The sequence below is a fragment of the Streptomyces celluloflavus genome, from assembly GCA_000720995.1.
GTDB lineage: Bacteria > Actinomycetota > Actinomycetes > Streptomycetales > Streptomycetaceae > Streptomyces > Streptomyces celluloflavus.
In genome coordinates this window covers 1-6,005 of sequence record JOEL01000088.1, presented here as the reverse complement: position 1 = coordinate 6,005, position 6,005 = coordinate 1, and the positions used below count along the sequence as shown (strand labels likewise).

General features: G+C 73.5%; 2 protein-coding genes. Both read left to right on the top strand.

Annotation, left to right across the window (positions count from 1 at the left end; translation table 11 throughout):
- Nucleotides 1-30 precede the first annotated feature (30 nt).
- Nucleotides 31-1,938 carry a type I polyketide synthase gene (locus tag IH09_RS40785; RefSeq protein ID WP_052861859.1) on the top strand — a complete coding sequence of 636 codons (1,908 nt, stop codon included), beginning with the start codon at nucleotides 31-33 and terminating at the stop codon, nucleotides 1,936-1,938.
- Nucleotides 1,863-6,005: SDR family NAD(P)-dependent oxidoreductase (locus IH09_RS35395; protein ID WP_404827316.1), on the top strand; the 4,143-nt coding region annotated here is incomplete at its 3' end. The genes IH09_RS40785 and IH09_RS35395, both read left to right, overlap by 76 nt.

Sequence of the window (6,005 nt, the reverse complement as noted above, 5' to 3'; positions counted from 1 at the left end):
CACCAGCCCCGGTCGAAGGATGTAACGACGATGCAGAACGAGGACAGACTCCTCGACTACCTCAAGCAGACCACCGCCAAGCTCCGCCAGACGCGGGCGCGGTTGCGCGAGGTGTCGGAGCGGGAGCGGGAGCCGATCGCGATAGTCGGCATGGGCTGCCGCTTCCCGGGCGGGGTGCGCGGCCCGGAGGAGTTGTGGGAGCTGCTGACCTCCGGCGGGGACGCGGTCTCCGGGTTCCCCGACGACCGGGGCTGGGACCTCGACGCCCTCTTCGACCCCGACCCGGACGCCCCCCACACCAGCGACGTCACACAGGGGGGATTCCTCTCCGGAGCTGCCGACTTCGACGCCGCGTTCTTCGGCATCAGCCCCCGCGAGGCCCTGGCCATGGACCCGCAGCAGCGCCTCCTTCTGGAGACCTGCTGGGAGGCCGTCGAGCAGGCGGGCATCGACCCGTCCTGCCTGCACGGAACCGCCACCGGTGTGTTCGCGGGCGCCGCGCCTTCCGGCTACGCCACATCCGGCGGCGACCTGTCGGGCTCGGAGGCACACCTGATCACGGGCACGGCGATGAGCGTGCTCTCCGGCCGCGTCTCCTACGCCCTGGGGCTGACCGGACCGGCCGTATCCGTGGACACCGCCTGCTCCTCGTCGCTGGTGGCGATCCACCTGGCGGCGCAGGCGCTGCGCGCGGGGGAGTGCACGCTCGCCCTTGCGGGTGGGGTCACCGTGATGGCCAACCCCGGCGAGTTCGTGGGCTTTTCGCAGCAGGGCGCGCTCGCGGCGGACGGCCGCTGCAAGGCATTCGGGGCGGACGCCGACGGCATGGGCATCGCCGAGGGCTCCGGCATGATCGTCCTTGAGCGCCTTGCCGACGCGCGCCGCAGCGGGCACCGGGTCCTTGCCGTGCTCGCGGGCAGCGCCGTCAACCAGGACGGCGCCTCCAACGGCCTCTCCGCGCCCAACGGCCCCGCCCAGCAACGCGCCATCCGCGCGGCCCTCGCCAACGCCCGCCTCACGACCGGTGATGTGGACGTCGTCGAGGCGCACGGCACCGGGACGACCCTGGGCGACCCGATCGAGGCGCAGGCGCTCCTCGCCACCTACGGGCAGGGGCACCCGGCGGACCGGCCGCTGTGGCTCGGCTCGATCAAGTCGAACATCGGGCACGCACAGCAGGCGGCGGGTGTGGCCGGAGTCATCAAGATGGTCCTCGCCCTGCAACACGGGCTGCTGCCGCGGACACTGCACGCCGAGGAGGCGTCCCCGCACGTGGACTGGTCGGCGGGCCACGTGGAGCTCCTTCAGGAGCCGGTGCCCTGGCCCGCGGGCGGCGAGCAGCCACGCCGCGCCGGCGTCTCCGCCTTCGGCATCAGCGGCACCAACGTCCACCTCATCCTCGAAGAGGCCCCCATCGCCGCGGCGCTCGTCGCGGATGCGGAGGCGGATCAGGACGGGGAGACCGCGGACGGCGCGTCCGACACCGCAACCGTCGCCCCGGCCGCCGCGGCGTCGGTCCTCACCGGAACGGTCACCGTCCCGTGGGCGGTCTCCGGCCGCTCCGCCTCCGGCCTCGCCGAACAGGCGCCTGCGGCGAACGTGGTGACGGGGACGGTGCCGCCGGGTGGTGTGGGCCGGACGGTGTTCGTGTTCCCGGGGCAGGGGAGTCAGTGGGTGGGGATGGGTCGTGAGCTGGCAGAAGTCTCGCCGGTGTTCGCGGCTCGACTCGGGGAGTGTGCGGCGGCGTTGAAGCCTTTCGTGGACTGGGAGTTGGAGGATGTGCTCGCCGGTCGTCATGGGTTCGAGGCTGCGGATGTGGTGCAGCCCGCGCTGTGGGCGGTGATGGTGTCGTTGGCCGCGGTGTGGTCGACGACCTGCGTGAGGAGATCCTGTCGGTCCTGGACGGCATCGCCCCGCGCGAGGCGTCGATCCCGATGATCTCCGCGATGAGCGGTGAGGTGCTGACCGGCCCGGAGCTGGACCCCGCCTACTGGTACGCCAGCCTCCGCGAAACGGTCGAGTTCGACCGTGCCGTCCGCTCCCTGGCAGATACCGGCCACGGCACCTTCCTGGAGGTCTCCCCGCACCCGGTCCTGACCGGGGCGATCGCGGACAGCCTTGAGGAACGGTCCCCGGTCGCCGTCGGCACCCTGCGCCGTGAGGACGGCGGTCACGGCCGTCTCCTCGCCTCGCTCGCCGAGGCATACGTCCAGGGCGCGCCCGTCGACTGGAAGGCGGTGCTCGGCACCGGCGCGGTCGTCGGCCTGCCCACGTATGCCTTCCAGTGCAGCCGCTACTGGCCGAAGTTCCCTGATCCGGTGCCCCGCGACCTGGTCGCCGACTGGCGCTACCGCATCATCTGGGAGCCCCTGGCCGAACCGGCCAACACGGCGAAACCGACCGGGCGATGGCTGCTCGTCACCGCTCCGTCGTCGGCCGCCCCCGCTGCCGAAGTCGCCCGCGCCCTGCGCGAACACGGCGCCGACGTCCGCGTCCTGGAAATCGACGCCGCCGACCGCACCACCCTCGTCGGTGCCCTGCGCTCCCACGACGCCGCAACCACGGGTGACGGCCCGCTCGCGGGCGTCGTATCCCTGCTCGCCCTCGACGAATCCGGGCTGCCCGCCCACCCGTTGGTCTCAGGTGGCCTCGACGCCACCCTCGGTCTCGTCCAGGCGCTCTCCGACACGGGCCTCGATGCGCCGCTGTGGGCACTGACCCGCGGTGCCGTCGCCGTCTCCGGCGAGGCGCCTGCCCTTGCGCAGGCCCAGGTCTGGGCACTCGGACGGGTCGCGGGCCTGGAATACCCGAAGCAGTGGGGCGGCCTGATCGATCTGCCCGAGGACTTCGATGCCCGTGCCGCCTCCCGCATGGCCGTCGTACTCGCCGAAGGGCCGGGTGGCGAGGACCAGGTGGCGCTGCGCCCGTCCGGCACGTACGTGCGCCGCCTGGTACGCGCACCCCGCACCGAGACGTCACCGTCCCCCCTGGCCGCGCCCCGCTACACCCCGCGCGGCACCGCACTGATCACCGGCGGCACCGGCCTGATCGGCGGCCGCACCGCCCGTCTCCTCGCCGGGCGCGGCGCCCCCCGTACCGTCCTGACCAGCCGCTCGGGTCCCGCCGCCGCGGGCGTCGCCGTGCTGGCCGCAGACCTTGCCGCCCGCGGCACCGCCGTCGAGGTGGTGGCCTGTGACAGCGCTGAACGCCCGGCGCTCGCCGCCCTGTTGGACCGCATCGCCGCCACCGGGCACGCGGTCTCCGCCGTCGTGCACTCGGCCGGCCTCAGCCACGGCGCGCCCCTCGCCACCCTGACTCGCGACGAGCTGGAAGCCGTCTTCGCCGCGAAGGTCGGCGGCGCCCTGCACCTGCACGAGCTGACGGCCGAACGCGGCCTGGACCTGGACGCCTTCGTACTGTTTTCCTCCGGCGCCGCCACCTGGGGCAGTGGCGCCCTGGCCGCGTACGCCGCCGCCAACGCGGGCCTCGACGCGCTCGCCGAGTCGCGACGCGCCGCGGGCCTTGCCGCCACCTCGCTGGCCTGGGGCCTGTGGGGCGGGGGCGGCATGGGCGCGGGCGAGGCCGGCGAGCAACTGCGCCGATACGGTCTTCGCCTCATGGACCCGGAGCGCGGCATCGAGGCGCTCGCCCAGGCGCTCGACGACGGGGACGAGCTGCTCGCCGTCGCCGACATCGACTGGAGCCGGTTCGCCCCGACCTTCACCCTGCACCGGCCGAGCCCGCTGCTCGCCGCGCTCCCCGAGGCCGTCCGCGCCCTCTCCGACGAGGCGGGAGCGCAGGACGCCGATGCAGGTGAAGCGGGTGTCGGGGTGCCGGAGTTGATCAGCCGTCTCGCCGCGCTGCCGCCCGCCGAGCGCGAGGCCGCTCTGCTCGCGGCCGTCCGCGCCGAGGCGGCCGCCGCGCTCGGCCATGCCGACGCCGAGGACGTCGACCCCGAGCAAGCCTTCCGCGACATGGGCTTCGACTCGGTGATGGCGGTGGCTCTGCGCAACCGGCTGCGCGAGACCACAGACCTCCGCCTGCCCTCCACCCTCGTCTTCGACTACCCGTCCGTCACGGCGCTGACGTCCTATCTGCTCGGTGAACTCTTCGCCGCCGCAGCACCGTCGGCCGTCCCCGCCCACGCCTCCCCTGCCGCCATCGCGGACCAGGACGACCCGATCGCCATCGTCGGCATGGGCTGCCGCCTGCCCGGCGGCCTCAACAGCCCCGAGCAGCTGTGGCAGCTGCTCGCCGACGGCACCGACGCCATCTCCCCGTTCCCCGAGTACCGGGGCTGGGACCTGCGCACCGCCTACGGCCAGGAGGGCGGATTCGTCCATGAGGCCGCCGATTTCGACCCGGCGTTCTTCGGCATCGGCCCGCGCGAGGCCCTGGCCATGGACCCGCAGCAGCGTCTTCTCCTGGAGGTCTGCTGGGAGGCCATCGAGCGCGCGGGCATCGACCCGACCACCCTGAAGGGCTCCCGCACCGGCGTGTTCGCGGGCGGCTGGCTGCAACTGTACGGCGGGCTGCTCGGCGGCAGCGGCGAGGCGGTCCAGCAGGCGTACACCCCGGTCAGCGATGGCGGCGCGGTGCTCTCCGGCCGCGTCTCGTACACCTTGGGTCTCGAAGGCCCATCCCTCACCATCGACACCGCCTGTTCGGCCTCGCTCGTCGCGCTGCACCTGGCCGCCCAGGCGCTGCGCAACGGCGAGTGCGAACTCGCCCTCGCGGGCGGGGTGACGGTGATGGCCACCCCGGGCGCGTTCGGGTTCGGTGCCTCCCTGGCGCTGGCCGAGAACGGCCGCTGCAAGGCATTCTCGGCGGACGCCGACGGCATGGGCATGGGGGAGGGCGCCGCCATGCTGGCCGTCGAGCGCCTGTCCGACGCCCGCCGCAACGGTCACCCCGTGCTCGCCCTGGTCCGTGGCACCGCCGTCAACCAGGACGGCGCCTCCAACGGCCTGACCGCCCCCAACGGCCCCGCCCAGCAGCGCGTCATCCGCGTCGCCCTGGCCGCCGGCGGGCTCGGCACCGGCGACGTCGACGCCGTCGAGGCGCATGGCACGGGCACCGTACTCGGCGACCCCATCGAGGCGGGCGCCCTGCTCGCCACCTACGGTCAGGACCGGCCCGCCGAACGCCCGCTGTGGCTCGGCTCCATCAAGTCCAACATCGGCCATGCGCAGGGCGCCGCAGGCGTTGCGGGGATCATGAAGATGGTCCTTGCGATGCGGCACGGTGTGCTGCCGCGCACGCTGCATGCCGAGGAGCGGTCCCCGGAGATCGACTGGGATTCGGGCGCTGTGCGGCTCCTCACCGAGCCGCAGCCCTGGACACGGACGGATGGCGCCCCGCGCCGCGCCGGTATCTCCGGCTTCGGTATCAGCGGCACCAACGCGCACGTCATCGTCGAGGAGCCGCCCGCGCTCACCTCTGAGCCCGAGTCCGAGCCCGTACCCGAGTCCCCGCGCGGCGAGCAGTCCGCCGCCGAGGTCTCACTGTTCTCGCCGGACCTGGATGTCACCGCGTGGACCTTCTCCGCGCGCGGCCCCGAAGCCCTGGCCGCGCAGGCCGACCGCCTTCGCGCCTTCGCCCTCGCCGGTCCGGCAGACGTCCAACTCGCAGCGGTGGCACGGGCATTGGTGACCACCCGCAGTCTCTTCCCGCACCGGGCCGTCGTCGTCGGCGCCGACCGCGACTCCCTCGCGGCGCGTCTCGCGGCCGTCGCCGAGACCCGCCCGGAGGCCGCGGCCGCCGTCGGTGCTGTGCCGACCGGTGGTCCTGGGAAGACGGTGTTCGTTTTTCCGGGGCAGGGGAGTCAGTGGGTTGGTATGGGGCGTGAGTTGTTGGTGGAGTCGCCGGTGTTTGCTGCGTGTTTTGCGCGGTGTGCGGGGGCGCTGGGGTCTTATGTGGAGTGGGATCCGTATGAGGTGTTGGCGGGGGTGGTGGGTGCGCCTGTGCTGGAGGGTGCTGAGGTGTTGCAGCCTTTGTTGTGGGCT